The organism is Wolbachia endosymbiont (group B) of Melanargia galathea (assembly GCF_964030625.1).
Classification (GTDB): domain Bacteria; phylum Pseudomonadota; class Alphaproteobacteria; order Rickettsiales; family Anaplasmataceae; genus Wolbachia.
Window position 1 is genome coordinate 768,316 of sequence record NZ_OZ034910.1, and the last position, 22,783, is coordinate 791,098.

Annotated in this window: 16 protein-coding genes; 2 read left to right on the top strand and 14 right to left on the bottom strand. The window is 34.1% G+C overall.

All coding sequences use genetic code 11. The annotated features are described in order from the left end of the window. Position 1: 1 nt before the first annotated feature. A complete protein-coding gene (locus tag AAHF52_RS03420; RefSeq protein ID WP_213863989.1) occupies positions 2-610 on the bottom strand; it encodes a superoxide dismutase in 609 nt (202 codons plus the stop codon). Positions 611-744: 134 nt separating this feature from the next. Here AAHF52_RS03420 and AAHF52_RS03425 point away from each other — a divergent pair, with 134 nt between their 5' ends. After that, positions 745-1,275: a hypothetical protein gene (locus tag AAHF52_RS03425; RefSeq protein ID WP_214303240.1), complete on the top strand. Its 531-nt coding sequence runs from the start codon at positions 745-747 to the stop codon at positions 1,273-1,275. Positions 1,276-1,759: 484 nt separating this feature from the next. Here the strand turns inward: AAHF52_RS03425 and AAHF52_RS03430 are convergent, their stop codons facing one another. The 9 genes from AAHF52_RS03430 to AAHF52_RS03470 all read right to left on the bottom strand — a co-directional run bounded on the left by AAHF52_RS03430 (position 1,760) and on the right by AAHF52_RS03470 (position 17,163). Then, a complete protein-coding gene (locus tag AAHF52_RS03430; protein WP_164819305.1) occupies positions 1,760-1,906 on the bottom strand; it encodes a hypothetical protein in 147 nt (48 codons plus the stop codon). A gap of 87 nt (positions 1,907-1,993) precedes the next feature. Next, positions 1,994-2,542 carry a 16S rRNA (guanine(966)-N(2))-methyltransferase RsmD gene (gene rsmD / locus AAHF52_RS03435; RefSeq protein ID WP_007302024.1) on the bottom strand — a complete coding sequence of 183 codons (549 nt, stop codon included), beginning with the start codon at positions 2,540-2,542 and terminating at the stop codon, positions 1,994-1,996. A 104-nt stretch (positions 2,543-2,646) separates the two neighbouring features. Beyond that, positions 2,647-3,276, bottom strand: a complete 630-nt coding sequence (locus AAHF52_RS03440) for a hypothetical protein (RefSeq protein ID WP_012481862.1) — start codon at positions 3,274-3,276, stop codon at positions 2,647-2,649. Next, positions 3,260-6,514, bottom strand: a complete 3,255-nt coding sequence (locus tag AAHF52_RS03445; protein WP_214303239.1) for a type IV secretion system protein — start codon at positions 6,512-6,514, stop codon at positions 3,260-3,262. Before AAHF52_RS03445 ends, AAHF52_RS03440 begins: the two co-directional genes overlap by 17 nt. Positions 6,515-6,595: 81 nt before the next feature. Then, the gene (locus AAHF52_RS03450; protein ID WP_052264800.1) at positions 6,596-9,496 is read right to left on the bottom strand and encodes a type IV secretion system protein; all 2,901 of its coding nucleotides are present in this window, start codon (positions 9,494-9,496) and stop codon (positions 6,596-6,598) included. Next, on the bottom strand, positions 9,493-11,865 hold the full coding sequence (locus tag AAHF52_RS03455) for a type IV secretion system protein (RefSeq protein ID WP_342068369.1): 2,373 nt from the start codon (positions 11,863-11,865) through the stop codon (positions 9,493-9,495). Before AAHF52_RS03455 ends, AAHF52_RS03450 begins: the two co-directional genes overlap by 4 nt. 17 nt (positions 11,866-11,882) lie before the next feature. Next, the gene (locus AAHF52_RS03460) at positions 11,883-14,459 is read right to left on the bottom strand and encodes a type IV secretion system protein (RefSeq protein ID WP_007302029.1); all 2,577 of its coding nucleotides are present in this window, start codon (positions 14,457-14,459) and stop codon (positions 11,883-11,885) included. Next, positions 14,452-16,857, bottom strand: coding sequence for a VirB4 family type IV secretion/conjugal transfer ATPase (locus tag AAHF52_RS03465; RefSeq protein WP_007302030.1), 2,406 nt, complete (start codon positions 16,855-16,857; stop codon positions 14,452-14,454). Before AAHF52_RS03465 ends, AAHF52_RS03460 begins: the two co-directional genes overlap by 8 nt. 9 nt (positions 16,858-16,866) lie before the next feature. Continuing rightward, positions 16,867-17,163 (bottom strand): type IV secretion system protein VirB3, encoded by a 297-nt coding sequence (locus AAHF52_RS03470; protein ID WP_006015054.1) that lies wholly within the window; start codon positions 17,161-17,163, stop codon positions 16,867-16,869. 64 nt (positions 17,164-17,227) lie between these two features. Between AAHF52_RS03470 and AAHF52_RS03475 the strand changes: the two genes are divergently transcribed. Continuing rightward, complete coding sequence (locus tag AAHF52_RS03475; RefSeq protein WP_214303236.1) at positions 17,228-18,805, top strand: lysine--tRNA ligase; 1,578 nt, start codon at positions 17,228-17,230, stop codon at positions 18,803-18,805. Between the two features lie 588 nt (positions 18,806-19,393). On the opposite strand, the gene AAHF52_RS03480 is transcribed toward AAHF52_RS03475, so the two are convergent. The 4 genes from AAHF52_RS03480 to AAHF52_RS03495 all read right to left on the bottom strand — a co-directional run bounded on the left by AAHF52_RS03480 (position 19,394) and on the right by AAHF52_RS03495 (position 22,726). Beyond that, the gene (locus AAHF52_RS03480) at positions 19,394-20,119 is read right to left on the bottom strand and encodes an ankyrin repeat domain-containing protein (RefSeq protein WP_264376603.1); all 726 of its coding nucleotides are present in this window, start codon (positions 20,117-20,119) and stop codon (positions 19,394-19,396) included. A gap of 176 nt (positions 20,120-20,295) precedes the next feature. Beyond that, entirely contained in the window at positions 20,296-20,874 is a 579-nt protein-coding gene (locus AAHF52_RS03485) for an RlmE family RNA methyltransferase (protein ID WP_007302033.1), read from the bottom strand. Positions 20,875-20,949: 75 nt separating this feature from the next. Continuing rightward, positions 20,950-21,465 carry a PopZ family protein gene (locus tag AAHF52_RS03490; RefSeq protein ID WP_007302034.1) on the bottom strand — a complete coding sequence of 172 codons (516 nt, stop codon included), beginning with the start codon at positions 21,463-21,465 and terminating at the stop codon, positions 20,950-20,952. A 10-nt stretch (positions 21,466-21,475) separates the two neighbouring features. Continuing rightward, positions 21,476-22,726: a TolC family protein gene (locus AAHF52_RS03495; protein WP_019236672.1), complete on the bottom strand. Its 1,251-nt coding sequence runs from the start codon at positions 22,724-22,726 to the stop codon at positions 21,476-21,478. Positions 22,727-22,783 lie beyond the last annotated feature (57 nt).

Consider the following 22,783-nt stretch of genomic DNA (forward strand, 5'->3'; position numbering starts at 1 on the left):
CTTATATATTCTTCTTTAAATTCTCTTCTACAAAATCCCAATTGATCAAATGATCAAGAAAAACTTTTATGTAGTCAATTCTGCGATTTTGGCAATCCAAATAGTATGCATGCTCCCATACATCCATAGTAAGTAGTGGCACTTGGCCATAAATTAGCGGTAGATCCGCATTTGGAGTTTTAGTGATTTTGAGTTTTCCTTTTTCAAGCACTAACCACACCCATCCACTACCAAATTGGCTTACTCCATAATTTGAAAATTCTTCACAAAATTTGTCAAAGCCACCAATATCATCTTGAATTTTTTTTGCTAGAAGACCATCATCTTTAGGTTTACCACCACCATTTTTTTTCATTGAATTCCAATAAAAAGTGTGATTCCAAACTTGTGCTGCATTGTTAAAAATAGGAACTGTATTATTATTTCCATGAACTTTCGTTACTAATTCCTCAATTTCCATATGTTGATAATCTGTGTTTTCAACCAGTTCGTTGAGTTTATTTAAATATCCCTTATGGTGCTTATCATAATGAAAATTCAATGTATTTGCAGATATGTAAGGTTCTAAAGCTGCTTTATCATATGGCAACTCAGGTAAAGTAAAACTCATGCTGACCTCTTTATTTTCGATGGTATGTTAATATGTGCTTTTGCGCAACACATAATTTGTAAGATGTTTATTGCAGTTATTCTAAAATGAACTATACTGACAAGGTAATTATTTTTTATTTTTAGAGGGGTAATATGTCAAGTTTATTCAAGAATTTTAGTAGATATGCTAAGTTCGGAGATATTCCTAGAAAAAGCGTTGAAGGTAACGAAGTTCCACAAAATAGTTTCTATAAGTCCGTTTATTATATTAATAGTGTTATTGAGCCAGTGAAAAATGTAGCTTTTGGTAGTTTGAGGTGTCATTCTCTGACTTATCTTACTACTTATACATTAGCTAATATAGCCCTACAACCTTTATATCTAGCATTGGCGTATCTATCATATTGGCCGGCAAAAGGGTTAGCGAAAGTAACAGATGGTTGTGATCTTAAGTACAGTACAAAATCGTTGATAGATTATTCATCCATGTTGTCAGGTAAGGCACGTGTCCATAGTAGTGCATTAGCTCAGTTTGTTAACACAGTTTTGAGTTATGTTGTTAGTGCTGTTATTTGGGCTGCTGCGCTCGTTGTTACGCCACTCGTTTGGACTATTGATAAAGTAGCAAGTAAGTTTAGTGATGCAAACGCTGAAGGTGTTGGTAGTCCTTCTTTGTCAAAATAGATAGCCTACCAAGTGCATGTGAAACCATTGTATCTGTGTGGCAAAATAAAGTAGACGAGATAAAGACACCTATAGAAGCAAGAGGATGTCATGCAAGTAGCTGACACTGGCATCCCGATACAATGTTGAACACTTTTTTTTGCCTTTCGAGAGTAAGTTCTTTCAATCGAAACACTATATGTACGTTATCATCGTCAATTTCAATGCGTTGAACTAACTTTCTTATTATATCAAGTTTAGTTTCATAGTCTGCTTGATTAAGCTCTCTCAGAGGAAAAACTTTCTACACTGTTTGTGATAAAATCTAATTCTCTCTGTAGACTCTTTTCATCGATAGCTTCTTCCCTTTGATCTCTGATTCCTTTAACTCCTTTTCCATGCTCTCAACTTCTAAGTCATACTTTTCCTTCGTTATATGACCCCTTGCATATACATAAGCTAATTTTTCTATACCTTGTTCTATTTTACTTGCACGCTTTTCAAGTTAATCCTTTGCTTGCGTACTTTCATGTTTTACGAGTCTGAGCTGATATTCCTTAGTCATTGCCTCTGGTTCTTTGAGTACCATCTTCATTTCTTTCCATACTGCTTCTTCTAGTATATCAACTCGTATTGATTTGCTGTTACACACCGTATTCCCACCAAAACGAATTGATTTTTTCTTTCAGTCCTCGGAAAAATCTTACTTAGCTTAGCTATAGATGTTTACAAAAGAAATTCAAGTGAGTGAAGAAAGAAAAATTATTTTTGCAATACCGTAGGTACGCTCCACAATTATATTGAAGTTTTTATTGCACTCAAAACCTTCATTTTTCCTCATTTCTAGAATTATTAACGCATTATCATTTAACCAGCCTGAGTGAGCTAACTCGTCTAAAGTTGAGTTAACCAGATTGATATTATAAGGTGGGTCCATAAAAACTATATCGCACTTTGAAATAGGTCTTGGTAATCCGTTAGCATTGCAACAAATTAACGTGATATCGTTCGTAATTCCAAAATCTTCTGCTGTTTTTTTAGGCAGTTGCAAATTGTAATAATCTGAATCTACCATGAATGCATGTTTAGCACCTCGAGAAAGTGCTTCAAATGAAAAAGAGCCACTTCCGCAGAATAAATCAAGTACATTTAGGTTATAAATAGGTTTTCTTGAAGAAAGTATACTAAATATTGCTTCTCGGACACTACTCATAGTGGGCCGTGCAGCTAAATTCTTGCCTGTAGTTATTTTTCTTCCACGATATTTACCCGCAATAACACGTAACATATAAAACAAGTTCGAAGTTAACTAATTATTTATAATACACATTTAATGTCAACATAGCTTCAGCAGTCTAATAGAAAGAAGTTTGCTTGTGGAGGAACGCAAGATCAATCGCTTTTCTTTGATTTATTTTCTATACTGATTGCACGACCAATCTCGTCTTGTAAATCATCATGGTTGTTTTTTTCATCATGACCCATCCCTTCAATTCTACTTTCTAACTCTAACTTAATTAAAGTATTGATTTTCTCTATACTATCGAGGAAATTGTGATACTCTTCATCACTATATTCCTCACCAGATGCTTTTTTTTCTATAAATAGATTTTTGAACCCTATTAGATCAGAACTCTGATCGGCATTCAACACAATATTTCTCTCTATAAAACTAAGATCTGATAGTAACAAACTAACCTCTAATAGATCTTCACTTTCAATGTTTGCAAGATTATCAAGATCGTCTAAAATAGAGAACATCTTAAGCTCCTTCTGTGCAATTTCTTTGTCTTCTTTGTCAAATTCTGACGATAGCCCTTTATCATCTATAAGTCTCTCATTCAGAGCTTTATTTAGCTTTGAAAGACTAACATCACCTTGCTTAGTGCTATCTAGTAACAAATCTACCCTCGCTCTGCGCGCATTTAAAACATCATTGTAATCGTTTAACTTGATATTACCATCTTCGTCTTGCTGAAGACCATAATAACTTAGCCCTTTGAAATTACGATTCTTCATCATTCTCTATGTTCTCATTCCTTTCATTATCTTGACGCTCTCTATCTTCTCCGGCACGTATAGCTTCTGTAGTGTTTTTTAGGGTTTCTGGTTCCGTACCTAATTTTCGATTTGATTGATTAGGCTTATTTTCTTTTGATGATTCATCTTCTTCTGGTTCTCTCTTGCGGCCAATAGTGTAGTCATGAAGCTTCTCAAGAAATTCCCGTCTATATGTTTTTGCTCTATAGAGTAGATTATGCTGGTAACCATCCTTTTCTCCTGTAGCAGGGTTAATTCCTATAGAGTCGAGACCATGTTCCCAAGTAAACTTCATAGCATCTTCTATTGTATAGCCCAAATGTGATCCTACATATCCTTTATAATATTCTAAATATTTATCAATTCTTCTATGTGCAATATCTTCTTTATCAATTCCAAACGCCCTGTAGATTTTTTCCTCAAGCTTATCAACATCATTTTTAGGTGATGTTGCAAATTTTGTTGCTTCAATAGTAGCACCTACAAGCTTACGTGGCACATTAATAGCATATTTCAGCACACCCCCAACTCCTGGTATTCTACCTAGCAAATTAGCTGTACCTCCAGCTAATCTGTCCGGTACATGAGTAGCCCAATTACCTAAAGACTCTAGCCCTCCACCAATTTTATCTTGCATCTGTTGTTTTAATCCCTGCATTAAACCAGTCACAGGTGATGCTTGATACATACTAGATATATTGTAAACACCAAACCCACCACCGGCAATGCTTGAGCCCATCTGTTGTACAAACTCCTTCAAAGAAAACATCAAAAACGAAAGCAAGAACAATACAAAGATCTCTCCTGCGTTGATTAAATAACCTCTCTGTATGTCTTGCACCCTTTGGTAATCACTATTTTCTTTATAATTTTTGCAATCCTCACAATCTTTACATTTCTGACAGTATTCACTGTTGGGATCCTTATATAAATCATGAAGTTTCAGTATTCTACAACCTTGTTTTTTTATCGCACTCCGCACTAAAGATCTTATTTCATTAATTATTTCCCTATAACTATTGCATTTATTTATATCTTGACAGTAGCGTTTTATTATTTCACTAACATCACCTATCCTTTTCTCTATATTGTTGATCAGTAATATAATGTCAGCCCTCTCTGATGCATGAGATAAACTATTTGTTAAGCGTACTAGATCTTTTGCACTACAGCCATTACTAACTATCATATCACTTTCCGCAATATAGTGGTCTGCTGGATTATCTTTAGTTCCAGGAATTGGATTAAAGAAAGGATAATCTATATAACGAAAACCTTTATTAATGTAATCTGGTGGAAGAGGGATATATCCAGCGCCACCAGTAAACTTTACTGTACCACCTATTCTGCTTAGTTTTTCTATACCTTCTATATTCTTATCTACGTTCAATGTAGAAGCCTCTCCAATAGCATAAGGTACAAAAATTTGCCCTGGAGTCCAGCTAAAGTATTCTTTATCAATTATACAAAAACCACCAAATACCCATTTTGGAGCACATAACTTTATTTCAAGCCATTTATTATAGCACACAGTAAAGCCTAACTGTTTATAAAAGGTATTCATTATCATCGCAGCAAGTAATGACAGCAGGGTAAATATCATAATTGATTGCAAACAGAAACTAATACAGAATTTTATCCAACCCTCAAATAGACTTTTCAGTGGTGAAAATAAAATAGAGATTAGGAATAGCGGCATTATAGCTACAAGAAAAGCTATACCCATAAAACCAGAAAGGAATATTATGTAAGCATACATACACAGCAGGAAATATAAGACAATCCCTATAAAAATTGCCGGTATCATAAGGAGACTTGCCCACATTTGATAATGTAAAAATGCTGCAAACTTTTTCCAAACAGAGTAAGCAAAAAACTTATTAAACATATCCTCCATGAAGCTAAACAATTTAGCTTCATTTCCTTGAGCAACGTTTGAATTACCTCCGGTGTTCATGTTGGGAGCAAAATTAGTAATTATGCTTATCAATTGTTCAAGACCTTTAACAAATAAAACAAGAAAATGATCATAGAAAAATCTAAAACTTCCAGGAGATATAAGCACTATTACTAGAGTGATTTTCATCATTCTGATGAGCATATCATGCTTAGTTTCTCTTATCATTCCAAAAAGATAAAGAAGCGATGAAATCACTATAAATAGAACAAGCAAGGAAAGAACAAAATTGTGAAAGCTCGTACTTTTTTCAGCTATATTTTCGAACATCGCCTGTGCAGCTGCAGGATCATTGCTATCAAAATGCTTTTTACAATTTTCGTTAATCAATAATACACATTTTAGATAGTTATAAATGTAATCAAAAAATCCAAAGTTACTTGGTTTCTGCACTCCGCTCAAAAATTCAAAAGAGTAGCCACCTGCATTATCTAGATAATATCTATCTAATATCTTTACATATATTTTCCATCCTTTTTCTAACCTCACCGTATTACAACTCCTGTCCTGTAATGTGGTGTTATCTCTGTCTAAAGTAAAAAGCCCACTTCCATCTTCCGCTACGGAATTGTAACCTAGATGTACAGTAGGAGACTCAGGGTTACGCATGGATTTTAAATTTTCGTTAGGACTAGAATCGCTAGGCCTTTTAAATAAAAGATAAGCACCATGGCCGTTAGTAAACCAACATGGAGCACCACGTGATACTGTATTTGCGCTATCATCTTCATTAATGCACTTGCACTTTACAGTGCAACTTTCTTTAGGCTTACTTGAAAATTTTTGTATGCTAGGTTTATAATCATTACAAACTAAGTGAAAGTCAGGCAGACTGTTGTCACCTTTCCCTCTTTCAAATTTGGTTGCATATTTTAACTGCTCCAAACTTTCCAAACTATAACTACTTTGAGATTTCTTCTTATTACTATTGCTCCAAGATGTCCATGCACCATTTACTCGTACTACTAAACTATCTCCATTGGTTTCAAGGCCGGTATCCTTCCACTTCACTACTTGATTAGGGTGAAAACCATAATTGATTTCTCCGGTTTCAGGATCAATAGGTTCTCCACTTTCACCTTCTGGAAAAAACGCATCATGACCGATTGGAAAATGAGCACCAATTGCAATGGGTTCAGGACCAAAATAATCAGCAGATATACATCTTGGAAAAGGCATATCATTCTTACTACAACCTGTAACCAGAACACAGATTACCAAAATTAATAACCTAAACCAACATTTGCCTAAGCGTGATTGCATACCTAAACTTTTTCCAATACAGAATAAATTTCTAAAACCTTACTTCAAATATCTTTTTAATTAGTTACTCCATATATCTCATCAATCTTCCTTGACTTGTCCTTTTGTTTTATCAGAATCCTTTTGCTTATCTGGCTGGCTTAGTGTTTCAGATTTGCTCATTTCTCTGCCAGCACTCCCTTTCCCATCTGCTTGCTTTGGTGTATCAGGCAATTTAGCTTCAATTTTGCTACGATCTTTACTCATTCCCTGCTTGATGTTATGTATCATATTTTGGGTTCTATCATCAAGGCCAACAGTTGACAGCATAGCTTGTGATGCGCTCCTAGAAATATGACTAACACTTTGAGCAACTCCATAACCAGAGCTGAACAACGCCTGCGCCATAGTTTCTGATATAGAAACAAAAGCTTCCATTGCACTAGCAATGATGAGATATATAAATGCCTGGATTAGATCTATAGGTAATGCTGCAAAGTGCCCACCAGCCCTTTCTCCAGTACTGAGCGCAACATCAACACTAGTACCAGGACTATACCCAAGAGGTAATATTGATTTCATAAGACACAGATCATACGATAAAAAATTTACACTAATTAAGCATTGATAGCATGCAGAAAAATTTGTGAGGTTGTATAGAACTGAATACATTAACTGGTTTAAAAGAGACAAGGATGAAAATAAAATGACTGGTTGCAATGAAACATGAGCCAGCGTTTTTATCCAATTATCAAATAATGTTTTAGTTTGTTGAAATAGAATAAATACGATAAATAAAGGTGCCAATGACAATAAAAATGCCACTAAAACAGTAGATATTACATACTTAAACGTAGCACTAATAATGCATCTTAAAAACACAAAAGTAGCATAAAGTATTGCCAAAAATGCAATAAAGCCAAAAGGTCCTGATAGCATTAAAGATAAAAATTTCAGCCATGTTTCTCCTGTAAATAATACTCCGGCTGTTAAATCTAAGAATGCAAATTTTTTACCTCCTTCTCCTATATAGCCAGAAAAACTATCAACTAAATAAATGCTACCCTCAACAAAAAGCCCAGACAAAGTTGTACCAAAGAATTCCCAACTTCTATCACTAAAAGCAAAAGCTATAAATGCTATTTTGAATATTCTTATAATAAAATCGAATTTACTTAATTGTATTGTTCCAAGCATATAGCCAACAACAGTAAATATAACGTATAGAATAAGCAAAGCTCTTATTCCTTGTAGAAGCCCCTTTCTATATCCTTCATATGGAATTTTAATTCCGTCTTCACTCCCGTCTGTTATGAAATCAAAAATCTTGTTTACAGTTGATGAAATAAAATCGTTTATTTTTCTTTTTAAAAATAAATTTACTGTGTATTTGTTATCTTCATAATATTTGCTATCTTTGTCCGTAATATCATCTTTCTCTACGTTTTCTACATTAATACCAAAATATATTTTCTTAGACTCTTCATTTACCAAATGACTTCCATCTATTATGTAATAGTCTACATTATCCTCTGTTATTTTATCCAACCTCTTTACTTTTTTGAAATCATTAGTCTTTCGAGCAGATGGATCCCTTGGCGGATTATCACCTAAGTACACATACAATTTTTTACCACCATCAAAGTTACATGATCTAGTTACTTCAACATGATATCCACCTCTATGAAGTTGGTAGTTGCCATTACTTGCTATAGCAAGCATCACACTACTACCAGGTGTTATACCTTTTATTTTATAATCATGATTTAATCTCAGAGAGTAATCTTCAAATTTATAATTAATCTGTGAACATACATTATCTCCTTTCGCACCTTTCTCATTTGGAAAACATTGAATACCTTTAGCAGTATCCTGATCATCAAAATCGCCAATTTTTGCAACAAGAGCTTCGGCCCAAGAAATATCTCCTCTGTCCTCTTTGAAGTTTAATTTAGAATTTGATATTAAATTAATGTCAATCTGCTTAGAATCCCTCTTATTTTCTTCAATCTTTTTTAGTTCATCCTCAATACGTTTAAGGTGAGAATACATGTCACATGTATTTCCTTTATCATACTTCTCATACCTTATAGAAGAGACGCAATTCTCCCCTATACCTTTTGCGTTGTAACATATATTCTGATAGTAACAATTAAGTTCATAAGAACTGTATTTGTTCAGCTCATTAAAATCACACCTTTTCCCATTACATAATTCATTCAGTCCTATTTTAGTTCGTCGTAGATCTAACAACGCACCATTTATCCATGAATTTTGAATATAATCCTTATTAAAATGTACCTTATTATCATATGGAGTGTAGCCATTGCCAACTAGCACTCTTCTTTTATTCATTTCTTCTTTATTCAGCGGCGGAAATTCTACTACAGTTCTTTTACCACTTTCTCCACAAAAGAACTTTCCTCCGTTTAGCATGTCTCTTATTGTAGCTCTATCTTTTTCATCCCCTTTTTCAGTTCTATAGCAATTATCATCAAAACTGATACCTTTTCCTTGTGGATTGTCATAATCAATCGTTATCTCTCTGGGAACTAAGCTAAAGCTTAACTTATCACCAGGATTTGCTTTAATTCCAGTATCTACATAACGTCTATTGCTATAGAATTCATTATTTCCAAAGCCTATATCCCCACATATTTCTCGTTCATCAAGACTAGCATTATCAGTTAACTTATTACTGTAATTTGGTATTAAATCATTAGCACAAAATACAGCGGGCACAAGTACTCTCTTTGGATTTTTCCCTTCTTTAAGAGGACAAAAATTTACTGACCCACCAAGAGTAAATTTGATTTTCTCATCCTTGCTAATTACTTGACCAGAATCAACCCAATGAATTTTAACTCCTTCGCCAGCTTCACGAACTGGAACATCTATACTGACACTAGTATTTCTGCTCTGCAGCCCAGGTTCAACACAATCCATTGTGCAGCCAGTAATTACAAGACATAGTATCAATAATAATGATTTTCTGCTCATCATTGATTTCCTGTGTTTGTCGGTATTTTAGGTGCTGATCTTTGAGCTGATTGTGGTATTTGAGGTCTTCGACTTGGTGTACCAGATTGCTGACCTGCTCTTCTTTGGATACTTTGTTCATCTAAACCTACTGTTCCCATTAAGCTTTGCTGATATTGCCTTCCTGGTTCGCTTGCCACATAAACACCAAACAACGAATCAGATATTGTTGAAGATGCCTCAACTAAAGCTTTCATAGCATGTCCCAAAATCACAAAAGCCATCATAGCGGTGATATTAGGTGCATGTTTGGAAGCATAACCATAAATAATACAAGGATTAAAAATCTTTAAGTTAAGATTAAGTATACATGTAGGACAGACCTCAAAATTAAAGACCGAATACACAATATAATCCATAACCTGGCTTATTAATGATATAAAAATTAAAAGCACTACCGGATGAATTGCAAATCTTGCTAAATTTTTGACCCAATTGTGAAACATCTGTCTAGTATATCCAAATAGAAGGCAAATAATAAAAAGAGGCGCCAAGGAAAGCAATAATGCAACTATTGCTATAGATGTGATAAAAGAAAATAAGGCGTTAAACATCGATAAGCTCACTGTTATCAAACCCCAAATCACCAAGCAAAACGATACAATACCCAAAGGACCGGAGAATATAAGAGATACTATTAGTAACACTGAGTGTGCTGATAAAAACCTATTGAGCGGTAAATCAAGAAATTCAAAAACATTTGATGTTGTACCTCTGAAATTTGCTATTTCTATTAACTGTTTTGGAGCATTAACAAAAATAGAAAATGCATTGTTATAAAAAAAACTCCAACTGTTATCGTTCAGCAATTGGGTAATAACTCCTATCTTTACACATATAATTAAAAATTCATATATAGAAGCATGAGACAATCCAAAAAAGTAATAAAGGGTGTATAAAACTATATATAATACTAATAACGACACTATTGTAGATCTGATGGTATTTGTTCTATTTGATGCTACAAAACTTTGATAAAGAGACTTCACAGGGCTAGTATCAGAGTGAATCGCGTTAGTGTCTTTGTAGCTAGAACCGAAAAATGCAGTTTTTACTTTTTCATCAAAAAAATTATATATCGCACTAAAAGTTCTTACAGGTGGCTCTTTAGTTGTAAGGTTAATACTAAACTGACCCTCATTTTTCTTATAATCACAGCCATGATCTCTTATTCCGTAATATATAGTGCCACTCTTGTCTTTTAGCTTTTCTTTTAATCTTTCCATATACTCAGTATTATGAACTTCACTGATATCCACAGGTATATCCCCCAGAATTTCACCAGGATTGTGCTCAGGAAACTTATCAGAAACATGTATATATAAGTTGTTTTTTAGACTATGGTTCTTCGTTACTCTTATATTGAAACCACCCTTGCCCTTACCATCACCTAAACTAAAAGTTAACTCTGATTTTGGATGGTTACGATCTATCTTATGATCACAGTTAATACATATACCGCCTCCTGGAATGTGTTCAAATTCCTCATTATCCATGTGAACACGTAATAGTGTAATGTCAGTTTTTACCCGTTTTTCCTTTAATACGTTATCAATAATTTCAGCAATAACAGATTCACCTCTAGAATTTAAAGTATTGAATATCTCACCTTCTATACTATTGTATTCAATATATACGCAACCTTTTTCTCCGCTGCCGAAAGAAAATTTACATATACGTCCACAGAGTAAATTTAAAATGCGCGTATCTATCTTACTTGCACTGCTCTCTGAAAGCTTGCTACAGTCTACATTTTCCCCTTGCTGTTTTATAGAGTCGATGACATTTCTAATTTCCTCTCTTTCACTTTGATCTAATTCTGAAGACCAGTACTCTTTTCCATTTAACCATTGTGCATTGCCTATTTCATATTTATTAGGACATATTTCACCTTGACACTTCTCTTGATTTAAAACATGTGAAAAATACTCCTTTTCCCCTTCACTGCAATTTTCGTCAATTTTTTTGCAGGTGACCATGCCATTATTGTTTTTACACATTTTACTTCCAACAACACTAAAGCTTATCGCATCGCCAGCTTTAAGCGCAAACGGTAATGTAACGTTTCTTACTCCAGGTTCAATTGCAAAATCTTTATATTGCGAACAAAAATTAACCTTATTAGGTACTATATTAATCTCTGTTACTTTTATTTTATCCGAAATATAGACTCCAGAATCAACCCATTTCTGCTCTGTTGACACTATATCCAATTTCTCACGCAAGCCTGATGAATCTTCTGGCTTAATACACCCGCACCCAGATAATAAAAAGAGTATCACAAAACTTATGCATAGCTTAACCAAATTTTGGTTGCTCAAATGTTCAAACATCTGTTACTCACCTGCGCTCACTCTCCACCTGATTTTATAGATTCACTAGAGGAAGATCCCGATCCCTTATTATCATCTCCACCTCCTCCAATAGCCCCTCTTGCCTTATTTACAGCCGCAGCAGCAACTTGACCAGCACCTCCAGCAGCAGCTTTGGCAGCAGATAAAGCTTTATTCACCATTTGTGCAGGAGTGCTACCTGAACCAAGTGCTGCTCTGTGATTACCAGCAAGCTCAGCAGCCATGCCGGGAAGAACGTTTAAAAAGTGGTAAAAGAGGAATAATACTAAACACAATTTTAATAATTCTCCGATTAGAGAGCTGCCAAACTCCATGTATCTAAAGTCGAATAGACCAAGTATGCTGCTCTTTTTAAAGCTATAATTTTGCATCATACATGCGAGAGTAGTTTCATTTTTATCACATTCCCCATCTTTCAATTTAAACCACTGTTTTTTCTTACTATATGAGATTTCTGCTTGTTTCTTTTCATATGACTTGTCTGGTTGTTCATTTTTATATGACTCGTCCAGTTTAAAATTTAAATTTTTAAAATAGATTTTATCACATGCTATGAACATAAAAGATAGAAATGCAAAGAGGATAACTGGGTATAAACTGTAGGTAATTAACTCTTTTAGCCAACCATCAAAATATCCTTTAGTATGTTGAAACAAAACCATAGGAATGAATAAAGGCGATAAGATGATAATTACACTAAGCGCAACTAAAGATAAGATAAATACATAGCACATCCATAAAATAACCATCATCATCAAAATGGCCATAAATATACAGACAAGAGCTACTAAAATTTGTCCACCAGCGAAAATAATACCAATCACCGAACCTGCAACTAACAAGACAGGAGCAGCGCCAAGCAAGACCGCTAACGTTGCAACACCTCCAGTACCAATTTTGCCACCAATTCCATCTAAAGGGGCACCTAAATAGAATAAAATTCTGCAATCAAGCCTATCCCAAGGTGCAAGATAACTGTAGGATACCTTCTGCCCTGCACGATCGTATTCATAATCTTTACCTGCCTCATAATTACATATATTTTTACTCTCAGATGAAGCTTTAAGCACTATTTCTGATAAGCCGTTCGAAAGTTTTGTTAATTCCCCGTAATAATGAGACATAGTGCTACCTGTCGTAAAGTAAATCACTAAAGCGAATTTAATGATCAACATGTACATTTCTTGCGGACTACGCACTCCACCAGACATAACTTTTATAGAGAACAATATCAAAGCTAAAATTAAGATAGCAGTAACAGTGTTCTTCAGTCTTTTTTGTGCTACAGACAAAAAACTACCCTTAGCATGTCCATTTTTGTCTGTAAGTAAGTTACCACTTGAATCAATACCTGCCACTAAATTATCTAACGACTCCTTAATACATTGCACTATCATAGAAGTTATAGGAATAGGAGATAATGACTTACTTCCCGCTTGATTGTAGCAAGCTTCAGAGACATACTGGCTAAAACAACTGGCATTATTATAACCTACAAAAATTTTTCCCTCTCCTTTCTTTTCCCTTATAATAGTTTTGTAATCTTTGTCCTTATTTTTAGAATCATTAAGATCTTCCTCATATTCACCTGTACCATCTTTATTTTTGAATATCATCACAGATTTTTCACACATAGGAGCAAGTGGGTCAGGTGGCAATTCTGTGCATCCCATATCAACCCCTTGCGGCCAAGGAGTCATTTTGATACCAAGCATTCTCACACTTGCCAGCTCCACACACAATCTGTCCATTTTTTTTACTGCCTTGAATGTTGACCCATGTATGGTTTCGCTTTGTCCTGCTTTAAGAACTTTACATTCCAGATCACCATCAACTTTTGGAGACCATGACCCACCTTCATATCCAGTGTCCTTCTCTCTAACATCAAAGTCTGCTTTTATTGATGTATCTAACCAAAACAATCTGCTAAATGTTAAAGGATTTCTATGGCATACTTCTATATATTCACTGTATTGCACACCGTTTTTTGGCCAGTAATAACCACCAGTATTTTGGTCAGGTATGGAGTTTAAAATGCCCTTCTCTATTTTTCTACCTACTTCTATTGATCCATTTGCCCCATCAAAACATTTAAAATATTCATCTTCCTTTTGATAATTCTTATTTGTGCAATCTGAATATTTTGAGTATTCTGATTTTGAGAATTCAAAATCTTTATACTTTCCATCATGATCACGTGCAACTGGGTGTTTAACAAAACTATGCTCACAAACAACAAGTCCTCCTATCGCCTTCCAAACCCCAACAATTGCAGCTATCATTCCAACGATAACAAGAGCAGTAAATAAACCAGCAGAAGAGACAATCAAAACAATACCAGTAAATATTGCACCAATAGCAATTGCTATCCCAGCAACTGCTGCAGCTGTTTCAAACGCCTTACAGTCAGGATTAGAAGCACGACTAAAGCTGCCAGTAGAATTAAATCTGCTAACAAATTCCGTTTTGTCAGTACCACTTACTGTATCTGCAAACACTGGATACGAGAGCAAAAAATCTATATTTAACAAAAATATCGCAACTAACAGTAATGACAGTTTAGTTTTAAACATTTTTCACCTTTTGATAAAACACAGGCAACCACATCTTTGGATCATCTCCGACTTCTTTCAGTATATCATATAACAATAGAACACTTTCCGCACGTCCAGATAACACGTTGACCACATCATCCAAATCTTTCAGATCTATTCTAGCTACTACAGCATTAACTCCCTGCTTTACTAAAAAGAATCTAGTACTTGGATCTGTGTGTTTGATCAGTATGTACTCACGTTCAGTTAACATAAAAACATCTCGATAGACACTAGTAGCTTTCAGATTTGGCAAAAAAATTTGTGTTGCTGTCTGCTGTACAAGCGTATCACTAATAGCACTTTTACTTGCATCTTCAACACTCTGAGTAGCAAAAACCACAAAAGCATTTAACTTTCTCAGCACTTTCAACCAGTCTTTTATCTTAGGTGCAAAAACTGGATTATCTATTAACGCCCATGCTTCATCAAGAACAATAATGGATGGAGTGCCATCAAGCGATATACTAATCCTATGAAACAAATAAATCAAGACCGGCCCAAGAGCAACAGGATCTTTTAGCAAGCTAGCCATTTCAAAGCCAAACACTCTTGCTTTTGAAAAATCTAGCAAATCTTCTTTATTGTCAAATATTGCAGAATGAGAGCCATCATCATGCCACATAGATATTGCTCCAGCTAGAGTATCAGGGCCCGCAAGTCCTAAAAATGGTACAAGATTTCTCAAAAATCTGTCTTCTTTTTTTAATTTAAAATTTCCCTCAATTGCATCATTAATTCTAGCAATATCTTCTGAAGTGAATTTATCGTTGTACACTAAAATTAAAGATTTTATCCATTCCATCAAAAATGTTTTATTATCAGGAGTATCGTCAAGTTGCAGAGGATTAAAATTTGTCTTAGTTCTTGGTTCTATTATAGTATAGATACCACCAAGTGCTCTTAAAAAAATTTCTGCACCGCGATCTTTATCAAAAAAGAATATTCTTGGAGAAAATTTCATTGCTTGAGCACATAAAAAATTCATTAAAACAGTTTTGCCAGCACCTGTTGGCCCAATTATCATAGTATGTCCAACATCCCTTATATGAAAGTTGAAGAAAAATGGAGTGCCAGATGTTGTATCAAAAACTGTAACAGCATCTCCCCAGTGGTTATTGAATTTTTTACCAGTAGGATAATTATGTTGAGATGCAAAACCGGCCAAATTAAGACTACTTATTGTACCTTTTCTTACTATATAATCAAAATTACCAGGAATTTGCGCCCAAAATGCTGGTTCTAAATTAACCCTCTCACGAACAGGATAAACACCACAATTAGAAAGCTCCGATTCAACCAATGATAAAGCATTGTCCAATGATTTAGGGCTTTTTTCTATACATAAGATAGTTAAATGGTGTTCACCAAACGCAATTTTACCACTCATTGCATCATCAAGCGCATGAGAAATTTCTGCTATTTGAGAAATAGCTTTATCTGCAGATTGTATCATACGATTTTGCTGTATCTGCATTTTCGCAATTGCCATTTGCCTATTTGTAAATTGAAAAGACTGCGTGATAATAAATTCATAAGGAAGTTGTAAAAAAGAATCAAGCATTCCTGCGGAAGTATTATTTCCATATTCTTTGATACTAACTATTCCAGCATATTTACTTTCATTATGAGTCACAACCTGTATCATCTTATGGCCAAAAAATAACCTATGAACTGGTAAGTATCTTGATATTTCAGTTTTTAGTGGAAAAAGCGTATTTGTAACAAAGCCACAATTTACAACTCTAGACAGAAACTCCATTATTTCACAAAACAGTCCGTTTGGAGTTTCTTTTACTCCAAGGACTTTAGGCGAATAATTCCTAAGGCTTGTTACTATACGATTTGTCGTTTCCTCTAAATCTTCATAGGTATCACGCATATCACTTTCCCAAGCATGTTTTGAAGTTACATGCCCAAATTTTTTCAGTAGATGTGATAAAAATTCTACTCCCTTTGTATCTGCCCTACGAATAATCGTAATGTATAAATCATTAATAAAAGATTGCCTAGTTGCGTGTTTTTCTCTCCATTTTAGATTTACATGGTTAGCAAAAAAATTTGGTAAACTCTGATTTGCAAATTCATCAGAAAAAATATTTTTCTTACGTCTGATGGTATGAAAGTACAAACTAAATGCTGGAGATGAAATGCTTCTTAGCATCTGATTTCTGATATTATTTTGTATCACCAAGTCTTCATCATCGGCCGTTTCAAACGCAAAGCCATTTAATTTTATAAATTTAACTAACCAATTCTGCTTTGTTATCAAGGTTGTACTATTCCAATAGCAAGAATAAGGTATAAATTCGGCAGCGTGAACCTCTCTACTTAGAATAGATTTATTCTTTGATTGAATAGCTCTAAATCTCAACATTGCATAACATCAAGTAATGTCATAAGAATTGGCTCCATGATAAAACCGATTTAAACATTTGGAACATTTTCCCAACTTTACCATAAATAACTCAATAAACAACGGTTCCTTTGCAGAAGCTATATAGCCAAGTCCATGTATACCTGGTAACATCAGGAGAATTACTCTAAGATCATTTGTATTAATGAAAATTAGCATGCAAATTAGAACGTTTAATATTGCAAACATATAACTCACACCAAAGAGCATTGCAGGTCTTGTAAGACCTTTAAATAATTGATTCGTTTGTATGCTGCCAGTAGACATATCTTTAACCTTCTAATAAGAGCTCTAACACTAATACTACATCATTAATTAAAAATCTATTGAAATGAATAGCACTTTAGGTAAGATAATTAATTTAAATTCAATGATTATAAGCTGGCCATTTCAAGAAGCAGAAAAAATACTACAAGAATTCCCTAATAAAAAAGAGATAATATTTGAGACTGGTTATGGTCCCTCGGGTTTACCACATATTGGTACTTTTGGGGAAGTTTTTCGTACCACAGTTATTGCAAACGCTCTAAAAAAAATAGCTCCTAGTATAAAAACCAAAATCATTGCAGTTTCCGACGATATGGATGGTTTGCGAAAAATACCAGATAATGTACCAAATCAGGAAATGCTAAGAGAGAATCTGAACAAGCCATTAACCATGATACCTGACCCATTTGGCACTCATGAGAGTTATGGTCATCACATGAATTCGTTGTTGTGTAAATTTCTTGATTTGTTTGGATTTGAATACGAATTTAGGAGTGCAACAGAGTGTTATAAATCTGGCGTTTACGATGAAAAACTTTTACTCCTGCTGAAAAATTATGATAAAGTGATGGACGTAATGCTTCCATCATTTCGGGAAGAAAGGCAGCAAACCTATAGTCCATTCTTGCCGATATGCCCAAAAACTTCCCAAGTTTTACAAGTTCCAGTAATTGAAACAAATACAGATAAAGGAACAATCACGTATGAAGACCCAAACGGGGAAAAAATAGAAGTTCCAGTGACAAAAGGAAAATGTAAACTGCAATGGAAACCTGATTGGGGGATGAGGTGGGCTGCATTTGGAGTCAATTATGAAGCTCATGGAAAAGATTTAACACCATCTGCTGTGCTTTCAAGTCAAATATGTAAAATACTTGGAGAAAAGCCACCGCTTCTGTTTTGCTATGAGTTATTTCTTGATAAAGAAGGAAAGAAGATATCAAAATCAAAAGGAAATGGTATTTCGATCGAGGAGTGGCTAACTTACGCGCCAACAGAGAGTTTAGCGTTATATATTTTTCAGAGCCCTAAAAAAGCTAAACGTTTATATTTTGATGTGATACCAAAATCAACTGATGAATATTTAGAGTTTGCTAAGCGTTATAATGAAAGTAAAGAAAAGGATGTAAATAGCCCTGTATGGCACATCCACCAGGGTAAAGTTCCAAACGTAGAAACTTCAGGCATAAATTTTTCTTTACTTTTAAACCTGGCAGCAGCTTGTAATGCTGAAAATAAAGAGATTCTTTGGGGTTTTATATCAACTTATGCACCAAACGTTACACCAGAAAGCAACAAAATGCTAGATAGGCTTTCAGATTTTGCAGTTAGGTATTATTATGACTTTATCAAGCCAATAAAAGCATATAAAACCTCAAACGAAAAAGAGAAAGAAGCGTTGCTAGATTTAAAGAATAACCTACATTCCTTGCCTATTACCGCCACTGCTGAAGAGATTCAATCTCAGGTCTTTTCCATTGGAAAAAAGCACAATTACAGCAACTTACGTGATTGGTTTCAGTTGCTGTATGAAACGCTGCTTGGCCAAAAAACTGGTCCAAGAATGGGATCTTTTATAAAGCTTTATGGGATAGATAATACAATCTCTCTTATAGAAAGTGCTACTGAACGTACACTTTAGAGTTTACCTTCTTTCATTTGAGCCCTCTAGTTTTATTACTTGACAAACCTTCCCACTTTCCTTATTATACTAATAAAGGTATTTATCCTTGTTTTTGGGCTCAACGACAAAATTCAGGTGTTTATTGGCAAATTACATAAAATTATAGCAGCTTTTTTTATTTTTTCTACATTCAGCCAAATCGCGCTTGTTAGCACATTATCAATTTACATTATTAAAACTCGCTATACGGGGATTCTTTTGTCTTTTTTTATTTAGTAAATTTCTTAATATTTGTAGCTAAAGTAATTTTAGAGAGCCAGCGCGTGACCAACCTGGTCAGTTTTCTGAATCCCAGTACTGGGATGACAAGAAGAGAGCTGACTTGAATGACACCAAATGGACACTGAGACAGAGGCTACTTGAATAATATTTCACCATGTCATTCCAGCACTTGATGCTGGAATCCAGAAGTTTTTTTGAGCACAAAAGTTATGCTAAGTTTTTCTTGGTAAGAAACCAGTGTCAGCTACTTGAATGAAACTATTTTGGATGAAAATCAGTGTCAGCTACTTGAAAAGGAAGAAGAGACTTCTTCCTTCTACTTAACTACACTGTTACACTTGACTTTGAAGAAATTTCTGATTGTAAATCAACTTCATTTAGCTTATGACCAGGACTTGACTTTGCTTTTGCAATAGCGTCCTTTAACTCATCACAAGGCTTATACACTTCATACGTAATACCACCAGCAACAAGTCCTGTGAGTACAGCAGCAGCCACAGCTATCCCAGCCATAGCACCTACTGATAATGACACACCAAAAAAATATGCATAAGTAACTACTATAGCAGCTATACAAGATGCAATAATAAATATATGAGCACCCAAGTCTACTGCTTTCCCAATTGCTTTTTTAGTAAATATTTCTGCCAAATTTTTGTTACAACGACTTTTTACTAAAGGATTAGCACCGGCTTCTAATAGAGCTCTTACTATCTTGTGATGACCTTTATCAACAGCTATATACAAAGGAGTTTTTCCAGATCCATCTTGAAAATTCACATTTATACCTTTTACTTCTAATAGAGCTTTTACTACATTTTCTTGATTATATAGACATGCTACATTTAATAATGTTAATCCTTTTTTGTCATAATAATCATAAACACTAAATTTATAATTTATATCAAAACTTTCGTTCTTCCATTCTTCATAAGTAGATGGGTCTCTTTTTTCTATTCGCTCTTTTATTTTTTCAACTATGTTATTACCATTCAAATCATTTTCACGATTTACTATACTTAATATCTTTTTCAACAATGCTAAATACATATAAAATTCTCCTATAATAATAATAATATACTTTAATTATCATATACTTAAGCAATAAAGTCAAGAGTTTAATTAATTATCATAAATATTTAAACAAGAAAAAGGGGCTTTTGTGCGAGCGTTATTAATCTTCAGTTTAATAGGATAAGATTCGTCAACATTTCTGTAAGTACCTGCTATACAGAATAGTTGCCACCAATAAAGCCTAAACTTACTAAATACATTTCTGTAGATTCAGATCTACTTGACTTTGGTTTGAAGTATCTTACTGTTTTAAACATTTTTTTTAGCTCATTGCAGAAATCTTTATCAGACTCTCCTTGAAAAATTTTTACTACAAATTTGCCATCATGATTCAAAAAATGCTTTGCAAAATTGAGCGCTGCTTCGCATAAAAGCATAATTCTGATATGATCTAACGATTTTAAACCGCAAGATTCTGGTGCCATATCAGATAAAATTACATCAAATTTGTGATCCTTGAATTTTTCTCTTAAAATTTCAAGTTCGCTGATAATATCACACTGTATACACTCTACTCCACTAATTGCGTTTATTGGTTTTATGTCAACAGCAATCACACTCGCTCCTTTCTTAGATGCAACTTGTGACCATCCACCAGGAAAAGCGCCAAGATCAATAATTTTTTGCCCTTGTTGGAGTAGTTTAAATTTATCGTCTATTTCTATTAACTTATATGCCGAGCGCGATCTATAACCGTCCTTATTGGTTTTTTGCACATACTGATCATTCAAATGGCGATGTAGCCATCTTGTTGAAGATAACTTTCTACCTCTAGCTGTTTTTACTCTGGTCTTTATACTAATAACCTACTTATTATTGATTATATCTTTGAGCTCTTTTTCAACTACTTCTTTTACCAATGCATGTAGATACTTATTCAGCCACTCTGAAAGCTGAGGTTTTAAAAGAGATACAACTAATTCTTCAACAGTAAGATCCGCTCTTTTTTGTTGTTTATGCCGTAGTTCGCTTTGCATCTTTTCAAGCAATGTTTTAATTTCCTCCATATTTTCTTTTAAAACTAAATGCTCGTTACTTTGTTCTTGATAGCTCACTTTGTTATTACTCATTTGGATATTATCATACAAATTTTTCTCTTCTGAGTTGTAACTATTAAATTGGTTATTCATTTTCTCACTTTGGCAATTATTCTCTTCTTCACTATTTTCTTTTTCTTCGATGTCTTCTGGATACTCCTCTTCAAGGCATAATACGTCATCATCTTCATCTATTATTTCTGCTCTATCACCACTTGGATTTTTACCCGATATAGCTTTTTTTATATCTTCTAGTATATCTTTTACAGATTGATTATCGCTCATACCATTAAATTTAAAGGTTTATACTATTTATCATAAAAAGCAAGTTGTAAACACTAATTACATAATTGCTTTTTGCCTGAATTAGATCGGAACGTGCTTTAAATAGTTCATCTTCAGTATCCAAAAGATCAATTGTGCTCTTTAAATTTAAGTTTACTTCTTGCGCAACTCCTTCCAATGCTAAAGCTGCTGCTTTTTCTGCTTCTTGACTTGCTTTAATAATAGCTTTTGCTGTCAGCACGTTATTCCAAGCATTTATAACTGCTTGTTCTATATTTTTTACTGCTTCGTAATAATCGTAAGTGGATTGTTTTGCATCCATTTTAGCTCTACTAACACCAAAAACATTAACTCCTCTTTTAAAGATCGGAATATCAAGAGTAAAGACAACATTCACATTTTCTAGTAACGTGTCCAATTTTATATTGTCCTTTCCAAAATTTTTACTTGCGCTTAGATTCAAAGAAGGAAGCCACTTGGAAGTTTCAGCGATCACTTCCATTCCGGCTGCTCTTTTTTGATAAACTGCTGCTTTTAGGGACAAGTTATTAGTTTTTGCTAATTGTAAACATTCATTTAATTCTGGTATAGAAGGTAGTTTACCATTAGTCTCGTGAAGATTATCAGCATCTTCACCAATTAAATGATAGTAAGCAATATTAGCGAGCTTTAATTCACCTTCAGCATCAACTCTTTTGGATATAGAAGATGAAAATTTTGCTTTTGCGAATAAAACCTCAGCATTAGTAACTTCTCCAAGAGAAAAGCGTTTTTTCATAGCTGACAAATGTTCTAAAGAAACACGTTCTTTATGTTCTCTCAGTTTTAATATTTCTGCCTTTTGTAAAACATTAACATATGCTTTCACAGCGCTGAGTGCAACTTCTTGCTTTGACTGCTGAAATCTAATTTTTGCTGCTTTAAGAAGATGACTTGATCGGCTAAATGTAGCAAAAGTGCCCCCACCGTCTATTATTCTTTGGCTTAATGTTAGACGCTTTCCAGAGTTTTGTCGATCGTTAATAATATTAAAATTACTATCGAAATTATATTGTAAATTAATGTCAGGTAAAAATCCAGCCAATCCAGAAGATTTCAGCTGTTTTTCAGCACTCTTATATTGGTAAAACTGAGACTTTATTTTTGAGCTGTTTTTGATAGCTTTGCTTATGGCTTCTTCCAAATCGATTGCATAGCAACCTATAGTACCAAAAGCAATTATAAGTATAATAATCAATCGAAACATTTTGCTTTCTAGCATGTTGTTTAAGTTATTAGCATAAATTACTTTAATAATCAATAACTAATGTTGTTGACA